Origin of the sequence: Pseudomonas sp. AG1028 (genome assembly GCF_007993955.1) — a bacterium.
Taxonomy (GTDB): Bacteria; Pseudomonadota; Gammaproteobacteria; order Pseudomonadales; family Pseudomonadaceae; genus Aquipseudomonas; species Aquipseudomonas straminea.
Genome location: NZ_VIVP01000011.1, coordinates 104,686 through 119,646, shown reverse-complemented (window position 1 = coordinate 119,646; position 14,961 = coordinate 104,686). Strand labels below are relative to the sequence as shown.

Annotated in this window: 13 protein-coding genes; 11 read left to right on the top strand and 2 right to left on the bottom strand. The window is 64.8% G+C overall.

What is annotated here, in order from left to right:
• The first annotated feature begins 81 nt into the window (after nucleotides 1–81).
• The 9 genes from FB481_RS18805 to FB481_RS18765 all read left to right on the top strand — a co-directional run bounded on the left by FB481_RS18805 (nucleotide 82) and on the right by FB481_RS18765 (nucleotide 9,380).
• Nucleotides 82–699, top strand: a complete 618-nt coding sequence (locus tag FB481_RS18805) for an NUDIX domain-containing protein (RefSeq protein ID WP_147177339.1) — start codon at nucleotides 82–84, stop codon at nucleotides 697–699.
• Nucleotides 690–1,142: a DUF1249 domain-containing protein gene (locus FB481_RS18800; RefSeq protein ID WP_147177338.1), complete on the top strand. Its 453-nt coding sequence runs from the start codon at nucleotides 690–692 to the stop codon at nucleotides 1,140–1,142. Before FB481_RS18805 ends, FB481_RS18800 begins: the two co-directional genes overlap by 10 nt.
• 114 nt (nucleotides 1,143–1,256) lie before the next feature.
• Nucleotides 1,257–2,075, top strand: coding sequence for a 3',5'-cyclic-AMP phosphodiesterase (gene cpdA, locus FB481_RS18795; protein WP_147177337.1), 819 nt, complete (start codon nucleotides 1,257–1,259; stop codon nucleotides 2,073–2,075).
• Between the two features lie 61 nt (nucleotides 2,076–2,136).
• The gene (locus FB481_RS18790) at nucleotides 2,137–2,718 is read left to right on the top strand and encodes a YqiA/YcfP family alpha/beta fold hydrolase (RefSeq protein ID WP_147177336.1); all 582 of its coding nucleotides are present in this window, start codon (nucleotides 2,137–2,139) and stop codon (nucleotides 2,716–2,718) included.
• A gap of 45 nt (nucleotides 2,719–2,763) precedes the next feature.
• The gene (parE, locus tag FB481_RS18785; protein WP_147177335.1) at nucleotides 2,764–4,662 is read left to right on the top strand and encodes a DNA topoisomerase IV subunit B; all 1,899 of its coding nucleotides are present in this window, start codon (nucleotides 2,764–2,766) and stop codon (nucleotides 4,660–4,662) included.
• Complete coding sequence (locus tag FB481_RS18780) at nucleotides 4,662–5,648, top strand: esterase-like activity of phytase family protein (RefSeq protein WP_147177334.1); 987 nt, start codon at nucleotides 4,662–4,664, stop codon at nucleotides 5,646–5,648. The genes parE and FB481_RS18780 overlap by 1 nt, the downstream gene beginning before the upstream one ends.
• Nucleotides 5,645–6,169: a TIGR02281 family clan AA aspartic protease gene (locus FB481_RS18775; RefSeq protein ID WP_093506355.1), complete on the top strand. Its 525-nt coding sequence runs from the start codon at nucleotides 5,645–5,647 to the stop codon at nucleotides 6,167–6,169. The genes FB481_RS18780 and FB481_RS18775 overlap by 4 nt, the downstream gene beginning before the upstream one ends.
• A gap of 7 nt (nucleotides 6,170–6,176) precedes the next feature.
• Nucleotides 6,177–8,426, top strand: coding sequence for a DNA topoisomerase IV subunit A (gene parC / locus FB481_RS18770; protein WP_093506357.1), 2,250 nt, complete (start codon nucleotides 6,177–6,179; stop codon nucleotides 8,424–8,426).
• Between the two features lie 249 nt (nucleotides 8,427–8,675).
• Nucleotides 8,676–9,380 (top strand): membrane integrity-associated transporter subunit PqiC, encoded by a 705-nt coding sequence (locus tag FB481_RS18765; RefSeq protein WP_093506359.1) that lies wholly within the window; start codon nucleotides 8,676–8,678, stop codon nucleotides 9,378–9,380.
• A gap of 10 nt (nucleotides 9,381–9,390) precedes the next feature.
• On the opposite strand, the gene FB481_RS18760 is transcribed toward FB481_RS18765, so the two are convergent.
• On the bottom strand, nucleotides 9,391–10,332 hold the full coding sequence (locus FB481_RS18760) for a LysR family transcriptional regulator (RefSeq protein WP_147177333.1): 942 nt from the start codon (nucleotides 10,330–10,332) through the stop codon (nucleotides 9,391–9,393).
• A 142-nt stretch (nucleotides 10,333–10,474) separates the two neighbouring features.
• Between FB481_RS18760 and FB481_RS18755 the strand changes: the two genes are divergently transcribed.
• Both FB481_RS18755 and sstT read left to right on the top strand, forming a co-directional pair.
• Nucleotides 10,475–11,863, top strand: a complete 1,389-nt coding sequence (locus FB481_RS18755; protein WP_093506363.1) for an L-serine ammonia-lyase — start codon at nucleotides 10,475–10,477, stop codon at nucleotides 11,861–11,863.
• A gap of 393 nt (nucleotides 11,864–12,256) precedes the next feature.
• Nucleotides 12,257–13,489 (top strand): serine/threonine transporter SstT, encoded by a 1,233-nt coding sequence (gene sstT, locus FB481_RS18750; RefSeq protein WP_147177332.1) that lies wholly within the window; start codon nucleotides 12,257–12,259, stop codon nucleotides 13,487–13,489.
• A 57-nt stretch (nucleotides 13,490–13,546) separates the two neighbouring features.
• Here the strand turns inward: sstT and FB481_RS18745 are convergent, their stop codons facing one another.
• Nucleotides 13,547–14,731, bottom strand: coding sequence for an NAD(P)/FAD-dependent oxidoreductase (locus FB481_RS18745; protein WP_147177331.1), 1,185 nt, complete (start codon nucleotides 14,729–14,731; stop codon nucleotides 13,547–13,549).
• Nucleotides 14,732–14,961: the final 230 nt, after the last annotated feature.

The following is a 14,961-nucleotide window of genomic DNA, read 5'->3' as shown; positions in this document are numbered from 1 at the left end:
CTTTCGCCGCATCGCTTGCCGGGGAGCCTTAACAGCCCCTAGGATGGCCCCATTGTGTACAGCTCAACGAGAGACCAGCAGATGACCGAAACCTTTACCCCCGGCCCGGACGCGGTGGAAATCATCGAGCGTGAAGAGTGCTTTCGCGGGTTCTATCGCCTGGATCGCTTCCACCTGCGTCATCGGCAGTTCTCCGGCGAAATGGGCCCGGTGCTGCGCCGCGAATTGTTCATCCGCCACGATGCTGTCTGCGTGCTGCCCTACGACGCCGTGACCGACTCCGTGGTACTGATCGAGCAATTCCGTGTCGGCGCCATGCACAAGGCCACCAACCCATGGCTGGTCGAGCTGGTCGCCGGGCTGATCGACAAGAACGAGGAGCCCGATGAGGTCGCCCTGCGCGAAGCCGAGGAAGAGGCCGGCCTGACGCTCACCTCGCTGTGGCCGATAACTCGCTATTTCCCGTCGCCCGGCGGTTCGGACGAGTTCGTGCACCTGTTCCTCGGGCGCTGCGACAGCACCGGCGTAGGCGGTATCCACGGCCTGGAAGAGGAAGGCGAGGATATCCGCGTGCAGGTATGGCCGTTCGAGGACGCCCTGCAGGCGGTTCGTGACGGCAAGATCAATAACGCGGCGAGCATCATCGCCCTGCAGTGGCTGGCGCTCAACCGCGCCGAGGTCCGGGGTCTATGGGGTTGAATCTGCTGCGCGAGCGCTACCGGGTCGACTTGATCGAGCTGCAGGCGGCTTGCGAAGCCAACTATGCGCGGCTGATGCGCCTCTTGCCCGGTATGCGCGATGCCCAGGGCGCGCGGCGTGTGGCGCTCAGCCAGGGCGAGCGGCAGCTGGGCGTGCTCGCTCTGGAAGTTGTGGAGAGCTGCCCCTACACCTCCACGGTGCAGGTGCGCCAGGAGCACAGCCTGCCGTGGTTGCCGGTGCCGCAGCTGGAAGTGCGCGTCTACCATGACGCGCGGATGGCCGAAGTCACCGGCGCCCAGAGTGCGCGGCGCTTTCGCGGCATTTATCCCTATCCCAACGCCGCCATGCATCAGCCGGACGAGAAAACCCAGCTCAACGTATTTCTCGGTGAGTGGCTGAGTCACTGCCTAGCATGCGGGCACGAAACCGAACCATTGATTTGATTGATGGCCTATGGCCATGAAAATGCATCGGCTTTCTGTGAACCAGTGCTTATTTGCGGGTTTACCACCTCGTTTGACGCTTCCATAATTCGCACTCATTCAAGGAGACGTACCTTGGCGCGTGCGGCCGTTCCCCCCTCTGTCGATTCCTCGGTGCTGCTGGTGCAGCTCACCGACAGCCATCTGTTCGCCGATGACAGCGGCCGGCTGCTGGGCATGGACACCGCGGAAAGTCTGCGCCGGGTGGTCGAGCAGGTGCTCAAGGAGCAACCGGCCATCGACATGATCCTGGCCACCGGCGACCTGTCCCAGGACGGCACGGCGGCTTCCTACGCACGCTTCGTCGAGTTGAGCCACGCCATCGACGCCCCGGCCCGCTGGATTCCCGGCAACCATGACGACATTCCCACCATGCAGGCCGCCTGCGTGGGCACCGATCTGCTCGAGCCGATCGTCGATCTGGGTAACTGGCGGGTCACGCTGCTCGACTCGTCGATCCCGGGCGCTGTGCCGGGTTACCTGCAGGAATCCCAGCTGGTGCTGCTGGAACGTGCGCTGAGCGAGGCGCCGGATCGCCATCACCTGATCTGCCTGCACCACCACCCGGTGGATATCGGCTGCCAGTGGATGGCGCCGATCGGCCTGCGTAATCCGGATGCGTTGTTCTCGCTGCTGCAACGCTTTCCCCAGGCGCGCGCCGTGCTCTGGGGCCACGTGCACCAGACCATCGACACCCGCCGTGGCGACCTGCGCCTGCTGGCGTCGCCGTCGACCTGCGTGCAGTTCACCCCGGGTAGTGAAGACTTCCAGGCCGACAGTGCGGCGCCAGGTTATCGCTGGCTGCGTCTGCACGACGACGGGCGCCTTGATACCGGCGTATCGCGGGTCGAAGGCTTCGTCTTCGAGCCCGACTACAACGTTGGCGGCTACTGAGACGCGCGGGCGGCAACAGCAGCGCTTGCAGCCTGCTGGCTGGCACTAGTAGCCTCCCGTTATGACCAATACCATTCTTTATATCCACGGCCTCAACAGTTCGCCGGTTTCCACCAAGGCCAGCCAGTTGATCGCCGCCATGACCGACCGCGGCCTGCAGAACCAGTTGCGGGTTCCGGCCCTGCATCACCATCCTCGCCAGGCCATCGCCCAGCTCGAAGCCCTGATCGCCGAGCTGGGACGCCCCACGCTGGTCGGCAGCTCCCTGGGCGGCTACTATGCGACCCACCTGGCCGAGCGGCACGGGCTCAAGGCGCTGCTGATCAACCCGGCGGTGCGGCCCCACGAGTTGTTCGACGGCTACCTGGGCACGCAGACCAACCATTACAGCGGCGAAACCTGGGAACTGACCGAGGACCACGTGGCGGCCCTGGCTGAACTGGCCGTCGAGCCGCCCGTGGACCCGGCGCGTTATCAGGTGTGGCTGCAGACCGGCGACGAAACCCTCGACTACCGGCGCGCCCAGGCCTATTACCGGCACTGCGCCCTGCGCATCGAAGCGGGTGGCGACCACGGTTTCCAGGGTTTCGCCGAGCGCCTACCGATGTTGTTCGCCTTTGCCGGCATCGCGCCCGCCAGCTGAGCGGGCGCAGCCAATCCCCGATCAATCAGAGCATTGCAGAGACCCATGGCCCAGCAAAACGCCTACAACGCCGATGCCATCGAAGTGCTTTCCGGCCTCGACCCGGTGCGCAAGCGCCCGGGGATGTACACCGACACCACGCGCCCCAACCACCTGGCCCAGGAAGTCATCGACAACAGCGTCGACGAAGCCCTGGCCGGCCACGCCAAGTCCATTCAGGTGATCCTCCACGAGGACAATTCCCTGGAAGTGATCGACGATGGTCGCGGCATGCCGGTGGACATCCACCCCGAAGAAGGCGTGCCCGGCGTCGAGCTGATCCTCACCAAGCTGCACGCCGGCGGCAAGTTCAGCAACAAGAACTACCAGTTCTCCGGCGGCCTGCACGGCGTCGGCATCTCGGTGGTCAACGCCCTGTCGACCCGTGTGGAAGTGCGCGTCAAGCGCGACGGCAGCGAGTACTCCATGGCCTTCGCCGATGGCTTCAAGGCCAGCGATCTGGAAGTGATCGGCAGCGTCGGCAAGCGCAACACCGGCACCAGCGTGCATTTCTGGCCGGACGCCAAGTATTTCGATTCCCACAAGTTCTCGGTCAGCCGCCTCAAGCACGTGCTCAAGGCCAAGGCCGTGCTGTGCCCGGGCCTGGCGGTCAGCTTCCACGACAAGGCCAGCAACGAGAAGGTCGAGTGGCTGTACGAAGACGGCCTGCGCTCCTACCTGGTCGATGCGGTCAGCGAATTCGAGCGCCTGCCCAATGAGCCGTTCTGCGGCAGCCTGGCCGGCAACAAGGAAGCCGTGGACTGGGCGCTGCTGTGGCTGCCCGAAGGCGGCGATGCGGTGCAGGAAAGCTACGTCAACCTGATTCCCACGGCCCAGGGCGGCACCCACGTTAACGGCCTGCGCCAGGGCCTGCTTGATGCGATGCGCGAGTTCTGCGAGTTCCGCAACCTCTTGCCGCGTGGCGTCAAGCTGGCGCCCGAGGACGTCTGGGAGCGCATCGCCTTCGTTCTGTCGATGAAGATGCAGGACGCCCAGTTTTCCGGGCAGACCAAGGAGCGCCTGTCGTCGCGCGAGGCTTCGGCTTTCGTCTCCGGCGTGGTCAAGGACGCCTTCAGCCTGTGGCTCAACGCCCACCCGGAATTCGGCCAGCAGCTCGCCGAACTGGCGATCAGCAACGCCAGCCTTCGCCTCAAGGCGGGCAAGAAGGTCGAGCGCAAGAAGATCACCCAGGGCCCGGCGCTGCCCGGCAAGCTGGCCGATTGTGCGGGCCAGAACCCGCTGCGCTGCGAGCTGTTCCTGGTAGAGGGGGACTCTGCCGGCGGCAGCGCCAAGCAGGCGCGGGACAAGGAGTTCCAGGCGATCATGCCGCTGCGCGGCAAGATCCTGAACACCTGGGAAGTGGACGGCGGCGAGGTGCTGGCCAGCCAGGAGGTGCATGACATCGCCGTGGCCATCGGTATCGACCCCGGCTCCAACGATCTTTCCGGGCTGCGCTACGGCAAGATCTGCATCCTCGCCGATGCTGACTCCGACGGCCTGCACATCGCCACGCTGCTCTGCGCGCTGTTCGTGCGCCACTTCCGCCCGCTGGTCGACGCCGGTCATGTCTATGTGGCCATGCCGCCGCTGTACCGCATCGATCTGGGCAAGGACATCTACTACGCCCTCGACGAAGCCGAGCGCGACGGCATTCTCGATCGCCTGGTCGCCGAGAAGAAACGCGGCAAGCCCCAGGTCACCCGCTTCAAGGGTCTGGGCGAGATGAACCCGCCGCAGCTGCGTGAGACCACCATGGATCCCAACACCCGCCGCCTGGTGCAGCTGACCCTCGAAGACTTCGAGGGCACCCGCGAAGTGATGGACATGCTGCTGGCCAAGAAGCGCGCCGGCGACCGCAAATCCTGGCTGGAGTCCAAGGGCAACCTGGCTGAGGTGTTGCTCTGATGCGCCGACTGGTCGGCGCCCTGCTGCTCGCTGCCATGACGCCGGTACTGGCCGACATGCCGCCGCTGGAAGAGCTCAAGCTGGTCAGCGAGCACCCGGTAGACGGTATGGATGCTGGCAACCTGTCGGGCCTGGCCTGGTGCGGCGATGCGCTGTGGGCGGTGTCCGACCGTGAAGATGATCGCCTGTACCGCCTGGATTCCTCGGCCACCGTCTGGCAGGCCGAAGCCGAGCGTTTCGTGGCGCCGCCCGCGCCGTCGATGCCGTTGCCCTGGGGCCTGCGCATGCGCACCTGGATGGCCGGGCTGGTGCGCGGCGGGCATCTTGACTTCGAAAGCATTGCCTGTGACGCCAGGGGCAATCGCTACCTGGTCAGCGAAGCCCGCGCGGCGGTGCTGCAGGTGCCGCCAGCCGCCGACGCGCAGTGGCTGAACCTGCCTGAAGGCATGGTGCGCCAGGCCCGGGCCAGCGGCATGCTGCTGAACTTCAACGCGCTGTTCGAAGGCATCGCCATCGACCCGGCCGGCGAGCGCCTGTGGCTGGCGGCGGAAAAGGAGCGTCGTGGCCTGGTGATTGTGCATAACCGCAACAACGCCTGGCGCTGCGAGGGTGGTTGCGTGCTGCTCAACGAGGGCGGTGAAGAAATCTCGCCCGAAGCGCTGGGCGGCCGGTCCGCGCCGGTGGACTTCTCCGATGTGGCCTTCTTCGAGGAGAAACTCTACACCCTGGAGCGCCAGGCCCATCGCATCTGCCGGCGCACGCCGGCCAATGGCGAGGTCGAGCGCTGCTGGTCGTTCGTCGCCGAAGCGCTGACCGACGCGCGCCGCTATCCCGTGCATTACGGCATGGCCGAGGCGTTGTCCGTTGACGCGCAGGGCGCCTGGATCGGCGTCGACAACGGTAGCCAAACTCGCAGCGATGGCGAGAAGCGCCCGATCGTCTGGCGCTTCGCCGCACCGGCCGGTGGCTGGGGTGCCGTGCAGTGAGCGAACAGACCGTCGGGCGTCGAGCCGGCCGGGTGATGCTGGTGCTCGCCTGGGGCGCCGGCCTGCTGTTGGCCACGCATTTCTTCGGCAAGTGGGAAGAGGACAAGAGCCATCCCAATCGCCAGCCGGAATCGGTGCACGGCAGCGGCTACGTCGAAGTGCGCCTGGCCAGCAGCCCCGGCGGCCATTACCGGGTCGACGGGCAGATCAACGGCGAGGCGGCGAGCTTTCTGCTCGACACCGGCGCCACCCAGGTGGCGATTCCCAGCCAGGTCGCCAGCGATCTTGGCTTGCAAGCCGGCGCGCCGGTGCAGATCCGTACCGCCAACGGCATCGCCACGGCGCATCGCACGCGCCTGGAGCGTCTGCAACTCGGCGATATCGTGCTGCACGACGTGTCGGCGTTGATCGCCCCGGGCATGGATGGCGATGAGATCCTGCTGGGCATGAGCGCCTTGAAACAACTCGAATTCAGTCAGAAGGGCGGCAGCCTGGTGCTGCGCCAATCAACCTTGCAATGAGGCACGCATGAGCGAAACCCTCGATCTGAGCCTGGACGGCGTCGAACGCCGTTCCCTTGCCGACTTCACCGAGCAGGCTTATCTCAATTACTCCATGTACGTGATCATGGATCGCGCGCTGCCGCATATCGGCGACGGTCTGAAGCCCGTGCAGCGCCGTATCGTCTATGCCATGAGCGAACTGGGCCTGGACGCCGACGCCAAGCACAAGAAGTCGGCGCGTACCGTCGGCGACGTGCTCGGCAAGTTCCACCCCCACGGCGACAGCGCCTGCTACGAAGCCATGGTGCTGATGGCGCAGCCGTTCAGCTACCGCTATACCCTGGTCGACGGTCAGGGCAACTGGGGTGCGCCGGACGATCCCAAGTCCTTCGCCGCCATGCGCTACACCGAGGCGCGCCTGTCGCGCTATTCCGAGGTGCTGCTCAGCGAGCTGGGCCAGGGCACCGTGGACTGGGTGCCGAACTTCGACGGCACCCTGAACGAGCCGGCGACCCTGCCGGCACGGCTTCCCAACCTGCTGCTCAACGGCACCACCGGCATCGCCGTGGGCATGGCCACCGACGTACCTCCGCACAACCTGCGCGAAGTGGCCGCCGCTTGCGTGCGCCTGATCGACGAGCCCAACGCCACGGTCGAACAGCTGTGCGAACACGTACAGGGTCCGGATTACCCGACCGAGGCGGAAGTCATCACGCCGCGTGCCGACCTGCTGAAGATCTACGAAACCGGCCGCGGCTCGGTGCGCATGCGCGCCGTGTACAGCGTCGAAGACGGCGACATCGTGGTCACCGCGCTGCCGCATCAGGTCTCCGGTTCCAAGGTGCTGGAGCAGATCGCCAGCCAGATGCAGGCCAAGAAACTGCCGATGGTCGCCGACCTGCGCGACGAGTCGGACCACGAGAACCCGTGCCGCATCGTTATCATCCCGCGTTCCAATCGCGTCGATGCCGACGAGCTGATGACTCACCTGTTCGCCACTACCGATCTGGAATCCAGCTACCGGGTCAACACCAACGTCATCGGCCTGGATGGCAAGCCTCAGGTCAAGAACCTGCGGCAGATGCTCGTCGAATGGTTGCAGTACCGCCTGGGCACCGTGCGCCGCCGCCTGCAGTTCCGTCTGGACAAGGTCGAGAAGCGCCTGCACCTGTTGGAAGGCTTGCTGGTCGCCTTCCTCAATCTCGACGAAGTGATCCACATCATCCGTACCGAGGAGCATCCCAAGGCGCGCCTGATCGAGCGTTTCGAACTGAGCGAGATCCAGGCCGACTACATCCTCGACACCCGTCTGCGTCAGCTGGCGCGTTTGGAAGAGATGAAGCTGCGCAGCGAGCAGGACGAGCTGCTGAAGGAGCGCGACAAGCTGCTGGCCTTGCTGGGCAGCGAAGCCAAGCTGAAGAAGCTGGTACGCAAGGAAATTCTCGAGGACGCCGAGAAGTACGGCGACGACCGCCGTTCGCCGATCGTCGCCCGCGCCGAAGCCCGCGCCCTGTCGGAAACCGAGCTGATGCCGACCGAGCCGGTCACCGTGGTGATTTCCGAAAAGGGCTGGGTGCGCTGCGCCAAGGGCCATGATATCGACGCCACCGGCCTGTCCTACAAGGCTGGCGACGGCTTCAAGGCCGCGGCGCCCGGGCGCTCGAACCAGTACGCGGTGTTCATCGATTCCACCGGGCGCAGTTACTCGCTGGCCGCCCATTCGCTGCCGTCGGCCCGTGGCCAGGGCGAGCCGCTGACCGGCCGTCTGACACCGCCGCCGGGCGCCTCCTTTGAGTGCGTGCTGCTGCCCGATGATGAGGCGCTGTACGTGATCGCCTCCGATGCCGGCTACGGTTTCGTGGTCAAGGGCGAGGACCTGCAGGCCAAGAACAAGGCCGGCAAGGCGCTGCTCAGTTTGCCCAATGGTGCGCGCGTGGTGCCGCCACGGCCGCTGAATAACCGCGAGGAAGACTGGCTGGCGGCGGTGACCACCGAAGGCCGCCTGTTGCTGTTCAAGGTCGCCGACCTGCCGCAACTGGGCAAGGGCAAGGGCAACAAGATCATCGGCATTCCCGGTGACCGCGTGGCCAGCCGCGAGGAGTACCTCACCGACCTGGCGGTGCTGCCGGCGGGCGCCACTCTTGTATTGCAAGCTGGCAAGCGTACGCTGTCCTTGAAGGCCGATGACCTCGAGCACTACAAGGGCGAGCGCGGCCGGCGCGGCAACAAATTGCCGCGTGGTTTCCAGCGTGTGGACGGCCTGTTGGTCGAGTAACCCTGCTGGCCAATGGCCTGGGGCTGGAGTTCGCGGGCGGTTTATCGGATGATACCGCCCCTCGCATGCCCGCCGGACGGTGGGCCATCTGCCATCCTTTATTCAAGTCGTCGGGTGGCAGGCGCATTGCATGTGTACAGGGATTATTTGCACCGCGCAGGCGTAAGCCGGCGTGGTGATTCACCTATTTTTGTATTGGCATGTTCACCTGCCACGATCGCTGGCCCCGCTGCCAGCTGGAAGACATTGATGATTGCTAAGCGGCTTCCTCTCACCCTGCTTCTCACCGGTCTGCTGATGCTGACCGGCTGTTCGCACCTGATGCCCGTATCCCTCTATCAGCTCGACGGCGGCCCGGCGGCCACCAAGACGGCGGACAAGGATGGCATGAGCGTATTGCTGGGCCCGATTACCGTGGCCGATTACCTGCAGCGTGAAGCTCTGCTGCAACGCCAGGATGACGGCAGCCTGAGCCCCGCGATGACCTCGCGCTGGGCCGGCAGTCTGGCCACGGACCTGGATCGTCAGGTGCTGCGCCAGCTGTCCAACCGCATCAACAGCCAGCGCCTGGTGCTGGCCTCGGACAACCCCAACTACAAGGCCCAGGTGCAGGTGCTGCTGTCCATTACCCGCCTGGATTCCGGCCCGCGCCAACCGGCGGTGCTCGAAGGTCAATGGCGCCTGGTCGGCCGTGACGGGCAGTTGCTCGACACCCGCCTGGTGCACCTGGAAGAGAAGCACAAGGGTCCGATCGCCGATCAGGTGCGTGCCCAAAGCGCTGTAGTGCAGCAACTGGTCGACCAGTTGGCCACTGCGGTGAAGAACAGCGGCAGCAATCCGATTGCCGCCGAAGAACCGCGTCGCAAGGCGCCGGTGCCGGCTGCACGGCAGGAACCGCCGAAGATGCCGGTGGCCGAGCCGATTCGTATCGACGCCGAAGTGTTTCGCTTTTGAGGCTGACGGGTCAGGCTTGGCCTGACCCGTTTTCGCCTTCCTCACGCTGGTAACCTTCCAGCACGCCCGCCGTGCTTATCGCCTCGTCGAGAAATACGGTCACAGCCGGATGCGCGCGCTCGCCCTTGCGGTAGGCCAGAAAGATCTTGCGCTGGATCGCCGGTGCCAGGCGCACGGCTGTGACGCCTTCCACCGGCCTGAGCAGGCGCAGGCCGGAAACCACCGAAATCGAATTGCCCGAGGCGACCATCGCCGCGACCATTTCGAAGCCCGCACAGTGGGCGTTGATGCGCGGCGTGAAGCCCGAGCGGCGGCACAGGTTGGCGATGAATTCGCCGAACGAGCTGTTGGTGGAGTCCAGCGCCCAGGCTTCATCTTGCAGGTCGGCAATGGTCAGCGTGGTGCGCGAAGCCAGCGGGTGGTTGGTCGGCAGCAGCACATGCAGGCGGTCCTCGGTCAGCGGAATCAGTTCGTAATGTTCCTGGCGCGCCTTGCTGGCGCCGGCCAGGTCATCGACCACCGCCACGTCGATCTGCCAGGCGCTCAGGGCGCTGAGGCTTTCCTGAGGCTCCAGGTCGGCGACCACCACTTCCAGGCGCGGGTAGGCCTGGCGCAGGTTGTGCACGATGGGCGCGACCAGCGCCACGGCGATGGACGGGAAGGCGGCAACGCGCAGCTCACCGGCGATCTCGCTGCGCAGCTGCGCCAGTTCCGAGCGCGCCTCGTCGAGAATCACCAGAATCCGCTCCACGTGGGCCACCAGCCGGGTACCGGCGGGCGTGAGCGCCACGCCGCGGCCACGCCGCTCAATCAACGCCACATCGGCCTCACGTTCCAGCTGGGCGACCTGCTGGGACACCGCCGAGGGCGTCAGATGCAGAAACTCGGCTGTCGCCGCCATGGTGCCGCAACGGGCCAGTTCGCGAAGGGTGCGCAGGCGGATCAGATCCATGGGTGATACCTGAAAGGTAAGAATTACTAATCAATATAGTAAGAATAAATCAGTATACATAATGGAATGGCAGTCTTAGATTTTTCCTGTCGACGGTACGTAACCGGGTATCCGTCTCAACTCACAGAAGAAAAATACAGCCATGGCCGTCAGCGTATTCGACCTGTTCAAAGTGGGCATCGGCCCATCGAGTTCACACACCGTTGGCCCGATGCGTGCGGCCGCCCTGTTCACCCATGCATTGGAAAACCAGGGCCACATGCCCAATGTGGTGCGCGTGGTCGCCGAGCTGTACGGCTCGCTGGGCGCCACTGGCAAGGGCCATGGCAGTGACAAGGCGGTACTGCTCGGCCTTAGCGGCTATGAGCCGGATACCGTGGATGTCGAGCAGGTTCCTGGCTATATCGATGCCATTCGCACCGATAAGCGCATCACCTTGCCTGGTGGTCATTCGGTCGCTTTCAACGAGAAGACCGACCTCAAGATGATCCGCAAGGCGCTGCCGTTGCACGCCAACGGCCTGCGCTTCGCCGCCTTCGATGAGGCCGGGCTGCAGGTGCACGAGGCCACCTATTACTCGGTAGGCGGCGGTTTCGTGGTCAGCGAGGCGGTGCTCGCCGACGGCTCCAAGCACAAGGTCATCGCGCCGGACGCCACTACGCTGCCGCTGCCGTTTCGCACTGGTGCCGACCTGCTGCGTCTGAGCCGCGAGCATGGCGTGGGCATCGCCGAGATCATGCGCCGCAACGAGCGCCACTGGCGCACCGATGAAGAAATCGACAACGGTCTGCTGGGGATCTGGAAGGTGATGCAGGGCTGCGTCGAGCGCGGCTGCCGTACCGAAGGCATTCTGCCCGGCGGCTTCAAGGTGCGTCGCCGTGCGGCGATCCTGGCGCGCAAGCTGGGCGGCTTCCAGCGCAGCTACACCGAAGATCCGCTGCGCATGCTCGACTGGGTCAACCTCTGGGCCCTGGCGGTGAACGAAGAAAACGCAGCGGGTGGCCGCGTGGTGACCGCGCCCACCAACGGCGCCGCCGGCATCATCCCCGCCGTGCTGCATTACTACGCCAACGCGATTTCCGGTGCCAACGAGCGCGGCGTCATCGATTTTCTGCTCACCGCTGGCGCCATCGGCATCCTCTACAAGGAAAACGCCTCGATCAGTGGCGCAGAAGTCGGCTGCCAGGGTGAGGTCGGCGTGGCCTGTTCAATGGCCGCCGGTGCGCTGTGCGCGGTACTCGGCGGTACCCCCGAGCAGGTCGAGAACGCCGCGGAGATCGGCATGGAGCACCACCTGGGCCTGACCTGCGACCCGGTCGGCGGCCTGGTGCAGATTCCCTGCATCGAGCGCAACGCCATCGCTTCGGTAAAGGCCATCAACGCCGCGCGCATGGCGCTGTATGGCGATGGTTCGCACTACGTGAGCCTGGACAAGGTGATCAAGACCATGCGCGAAACCGGCGCCGACATGCTGACCAAGTACAAGGAAACCGCCCGTGGCGGCCTGGCGGTGAATATCGTCGAGTGCTGAGCCGAGCGCCTGCGCAAGCTACCGGATGCGCGGCCTGAAGGTCGCGCATCCTGCTTCACCCGTTCCACAACAATAACAAGCGAGATCCACCTGCATGACCATTCAAGCCATCCTGATGGCGCTGATTCCAGTCCCTCTCCTTGAGCCCGCTCGCCTCGGCTCTGCCACGTCAACAACGAACCCGGGCTGCCCTATCCGCAGCTCGTGAAGCCGAGCGCGCTGCGTTCGGCCTGCATTCGTTCTTGTCTTCTGTCGCTCTAGCTCGCTAGATCGTTAGCAGGCTCATATAATCGCCGGTTGTTTTGGAGTGACCTGCCCGGTTGGCGCGGCCCATGCCCTTGCTGACCTGTCCCCAATGCAACCAAGCCTCGAATTCTGGACAGCGTCTATAACATGAATACCTTAAAACGCATTGCTTCCGCCTACTCGAACACCAGCCTGGTGCTACGCATCTTCATCGGCCTGGTGCTCGGCATTCTGCTCGCCTACTTCGCCCCTGATGCGGCCCTCAAGGTCGGCCTGCTCGGCGAGCTGTTCGTCCTGGCCCTGAAGGCCGTTGCACCGGTGTTGGTGCTGGTGCTGGTGACTTCCTCCCTGGCGGCCCATCAGAGCGGCCAGCCGACCCACATTCGCCCGGTGCTGCTGATGTACCTGATCAGCACCTTCAGCGCCGCGGCCCTGGCAGTGTGCGCCAGCTTCCTGTTTCCCACCATGCTGTCGCTGGATGTCGGCGCGGCCGAAGGCAACCCGCCGGGCAGCATCATCGACGTGCTGCACAATCTGCTGACCAGCATCTTCGTTGGCCCGATCCAGGCGCTCAACACCTCCAACTACATTGCCATCCTCGCCTGGGCGATCGCACTGGGTCTGTTCCTGCGTAATGCTGCGCCAAGCACCCGCACCATGCTGCATGACCTGTCGGGCGCCTTTACCCAGGTGGTGCGCTTCGTCATCAACCAGGCCCCGATCGGCATCTTCGGCCTGGTGTCCAGCACCCTGGCCCAGTCCGGTTTCGATGCGCTGTACGGCTACGCGCGACTGCTGATGGTGATGATCGGCTGCATGCTGGTCGTGACCCTGGTCATCAACCCGCTGCTGGCCTACCTGAAGATGCGCCGCAACCCATACCCGCTGCTGTTCACCGTGTTGCGCGAAAGCGCGGTGACGGCCTTCTTCACTCGCAGCTCGGCGGCCAACATTCCGGTCAACCTGCGCCTGTGCGAGAAGCTCAAGCTGGACAAGGACACCTACTCGATCACCATCCCGCTGGGCGCGACCATCAACATGGCCGGCGCGGCGATCACCATCTCCGTGATGGCCCTGGCGACTACTCACACTCTGGGCATCAACGTCGACCTGCCGACCGCGCTGCTGCTGTGCGTGGTGTCGTCCCTGGCGGCGGCGGGCGTATCCGGTGTGGCCGGTGGCTCGTTGCTGCTGATCCCGATGGCCACCAGTCTGTTCGGCATCGACACCGAGATCGCCATGCAGGTAGTCGCCATCGGCTTCGTCATCGGCGTGGTGCAGGATTCCTTCGAAACGGCGCTCAACTCCCACACCGACGTGGTGTTCACTGCGGCGGTGTCCTATGCGGGTGAGGCGCAGGCCGGTCATGTCGATGCCTGACCTGCTCTGCTAAGAAAAAACGCGCCCTTGGGCGCGTTTTTTATGAGCGACTGCCGGCTATACGTATTGTGCGGCGGCGTAGCCCGAGGCCCAGGCCCACTGGAAATTGAAGCCGCCCAGATGGCCGGTGACGTCCAGCACCTCGCCGACGAAGTAGAGTCCCGGTGACTTCAGCGACTCCATGGTCTTGGACGACACCTCGCGGGTGTCGACGCCGCCCAGGGTGACTTCCGCCGTGCGGTAGCCCTCGGTGCCGGCCGGCACCAGCTGCCAGTCCGAGAGACGTTCGGCGATCGCCTTCAGCTCCGCCGGGGTGTATTGCTTCATCGGCTTGGAGGCGAACCAGTGTTCGGCCAAGAGGCCGGCCATCTTCTTGGTGAACAGCTCGCCCAGCAGGGTTTTCAGTTCGCTGTTGGGCCGCTCGCGCTGCTGGGTCTGCAGCCATTCGGGCAGGTCGATATGCGGCAGCAGGTCGATGCTCACCGTGTCGCCGGGCTGCCAGTAGGAGGAAATCTGCAGGATCGCCGGGCCGCTGAGGCCGCGGTGGGTGAACAGAATGTTCTCCACGAAACTCTGGCCGTTGCAGCTGACCCGGCAATCTTCCACCGAAGTGCCCGACAGCTCCGTGCACAGGCTCTTCAATTGCGGGTCGGTAAGCGTGAAGGGAACCAGGCCGGCGCGGGTCGGCAGCAGTTCGTGGCCGAACTGGCGAGCAATCTGGTAACCGAAGCCCGTGGCGCCCAGGGTCGGGATCGACAGCCCGCCAGTGGCGATCACCAGGGATTGGCAGGCGACCGCGCCGAGGCTGGTGGTTAGCCGGTAGCCATTTTCGGCGCGCTCGATGGCGGTCACCGACGTGTCCAGACGCAGGTCGACGCCGGTCTGCGCGCATTCATCGAGTAGCATGGCGAGGATGTCGCTGGATTTGTTATCGCAGAACAGCTGGCCGAGCTTCTTCTCGTGGTAGGGCACGCCGTGCTTGGCGACCAGAGCGATGAAATCCCACTGGGTGAAGCGCGCCAGGGCGGATTTGCAGAAATGCGGGTTGTGCGACAGAAAGTTGCCGGGCTCGCAGTACATATTGGTGAAGTTGCAGCGCCCGCCGCCGGACATCAGGATCTTCTTGCCGGCCTTGTTGGCGTGGTCGAGCAGCAGCACGCGCCGCCCGCGAGCTGCGGCGGTCATCGCGCACATCAGTCCGGCGGCGCCGGCACCGATGATGACAACCTGGGGTGAAAGCACGGCATGTTCCTCATACGCTGGGGCGCCGGCGTGGCTGGGCCGGCGCGAAACGGCGCAGTTTACCTGAAGGCATGCGGACGCTGTGGAGGCCAGCCTGGCCGCGCGTCCGGCTGGCAGGATTCTTCGAACCGTGGCTGCGCGATTCAGGTCTAGCAGATAAGCGTCAATCGCGAGCCGGGCTGGCGATTTGCCGCTATCTTGTCTATCAGCCTTATTGCCGTGTTCTTTCG

Bases quoted from the DNA above. Each gene is read 5' to 3' on its own strand.
- sstT (WP_147177332.1), top strand. From the start codon at position 12,257: ATGAATACCTTAAAACGCATTGCTTCCGCCTACTCGAACACCAGCCTG.
- FB481_RS18805 (WP_147177339.1), top strand. From the start codon at position 82: ATGACCGAAACCTTTACCCCCGGCCCGGACGCGGTGGAAATCATCGAG.
- FB481_RS18800 (WP_147177338.1), top strand. From the start codon at position 690: ATGGGGTTGAATCTGCTGCGCGAGCGCTACCGGGTCGACTTGATCGAG.
- FB481_RS18755 (WP_093506363.1), top strand. From the start codon at position 10,475: ATGGCCGTCAGCGTATTCGACCTGTTCAAAGTGGGCATCGGCCCATCG.
- FB481_RS18760 (WP_147177333.1), bottom strand. From the start codon at position 10,332: ATGGATCTGATCCGCCTGCGCACCCTTCGCGAACTGGCCCGTTGCGGC.
- FB481_RS18780 (WP_147177334.1), top strand. From the start codon at position 4,662: ATGCGCCGACTGGTCGGCGCCCTGCTGCTCGCTGCCATGACGCCGGTA.
- parC (WP_093506357.1), top strand. From the start codon at position 6,177: ATGAGCGAAACCCTCGATCTGAGCCTGGACGGCGTCGAACGCCGTTCC.
- FB481_RS18765 (WP_093506359.1), top strand. From the start codon at position 8,676: ATGATTGCTAAGCGGCTTCCTCTCACCCTGCTTCTCACCGGTCTGCTG.
- FB481_RS18790 (WP_147177336.1), top strand. From the start codon at position 2,137: ATGACCAATACCATTCTTTATATCCACGGCCTCAACAGTTCGCCGGTT.
- parE (WP_147177335.1), top strand. From the start codon at position 2,764: ATGGCCCAGCAAAACGCCTACAACGCCGATGCCATCGAAGTGCTTTCC.